We start from the raw sequence: 1,463 nt of genomic DNA, 5'->3' as shown, positions 1-1,463 counted from the left end.
CAATCACACTTACCTTAAACTCAGCTGATGCAAGATTCATAACCTTTGAAAAAAAACTAAACTATTATGAAAAATCCTCTCTCGAGAATATCTTTATTACGATACTACAATTTCTTTATGTTGTAATTTAGCATCGTCTTTTTTATTAATATTGATCGATAAAATACCGTCTTTGTATTCAGCAGTAATATTATCACCATCGGCACTATCAGGTAAATTAAATGATCTAGCAAATGAGCTATAATCAAATTCTTTACGTGTAAAATCTTTAGCTACCTGAGTTTCGTCTTTTTTAACTTCTGCCCAAACAGAAAGGGTATCTTTTTTTAAATTGATCTGAAAATCTTCTTTCTTTAAACCTGGAGCAGCCAACTCAATTACATACGCAGTTTCATTTTCGTAAATATTCACATTTGGCGATTTATCAACCATTTTGTTTTTAGTTACTGCATCACTAAACAATGAATCAAAAACATTGTTAAAGTAAGGAGCTGTGTTACGGGTTCTGTTGTTAAAATTTACTAGTGTCATATCGCTTATTCTTTATTTTTTTTAATTTTTAAATTGATAATACACCATATTCAACTTACATACCAAAGCAAAAATTTATGATATTCAAGACATTTTGGCAAAATAAATTCAAATCAAAAGACAAATTGGCAGAAATAAAGGGTTTTTCAGACAAATTCAACTACAAAACCAATATCCATTTGCGCTTTATTGATTTCGATATGATGGGGCATGTAAACAATTCCATTTACTTTACCTATTTAGAAATTGCCAGAACAAAGTATTGGGAAGAAATTATAAAATGGGACTGGAAGAAAACCGGAATCGTAATTGCCCATGCTGAACTAGATTACATTTTACCAATTGTAATGAACGATAAAATTGCTATTCATGTAAAAACATCGAGGATTGGCACTACAAGTTTCGATCTGGAATACCAGATCGTTAAGATAAAAGGAACAGAAGAGATCATCTGCAGTAAAGGAAAAACGGTTTGCATTGCGGTTGATTATGCCACGAGTAAACCAACTGCTATCCCAGAAGAGGAAAAGCAAAAAATGCTGGGTTTTGAACAGTTAGAACAATAAAATACTCGTCATGCTGAACTTGTTTCAGCATCTATATACTTGTTACCATTAAGACCCTGAAACAAGTTCAGGGTGACGAGTAAAATTAATCAGGCATAATTTTGCCAGGGTTTAATATTCCCTTCGGATCGAAAACTTTTTTAATACCCCGCATTAAATTAAGATTAATTTCAGAATACTTGATCGGCATAAACTCTTTTTGCACCAAACCAATTCCATGTTCACCAGATAATGTGCCACCTAAAGCAGCTGTTAATTCGAATATTTCGGCAATACCAAATTTGAGTTTGTTTTTCCAGTCTTCATCGCTCATTCCAGCTTTAATGATGTTTACGTGCAGATTTCCATCACCGGCATGACCATAAC

3 protein-coding genes are annotated in these 1,463 nt (G+C 32.7%); 1 reads left to right on the top strand and 2 read right to left on the bottom strand.

Translation table 11 applies throughout. From position 1 onward, the window contains the following. Positions 1 to 96: 96 nt before the first annotated feature. Positions 97 to 531 carry an Hsp20/alpha crystallin family protein gene (locus tag AC1DPQ_RS27515; RefSeq protein ID WP_477611529.1) on the bottom strand — a complete coding sequence of 145 codons (435 nt, stop codon included), beginning with the start codon at positions 529 to 531 and terminating at the stop codon, positions 97 to 99. Positions 532 to 608: 77 nt separating this feature from the next. Here AC1DPQ_RS27515 and AC1DPQ_RS27510 point away from each other — a divergent pair, with 77 nt between their 5' ends. Then, positions 609 to 1,097 (top strand): acyl-CoA thioesterase, encoded by a 489-nt coding sequence (locus AC1DPQ_RS27510; protein WP_477611528.1) that lies wholly within the window; start codon positions 609 to 611, stop codon positions 1,095 to 1,097. Between the two features lie 85 nt (positions 1,098 to 1,182). Here the strand turns inward: AC1DPQ_RS27510 and AC1DPQ_RS27505 are convergent. Then, the coding region (locus AC1DPQ_RS27505) for an FAD-linked oxidase C-terminal domain-containing protein (RefSeq protein WP_477611527.1) at positions 1,183 to 1,463 on the bottom strand (281 nt) is incomplete at its 5' end.

The organism is Pedobacter sp. 01T416_2 (genome assembly GCF_056398925.1).
The sequence above is the reverse complement of the archived record's forward strand: the minus strand, read 5'-3'. Positions and strand labels throughout refer to the sequence as shown.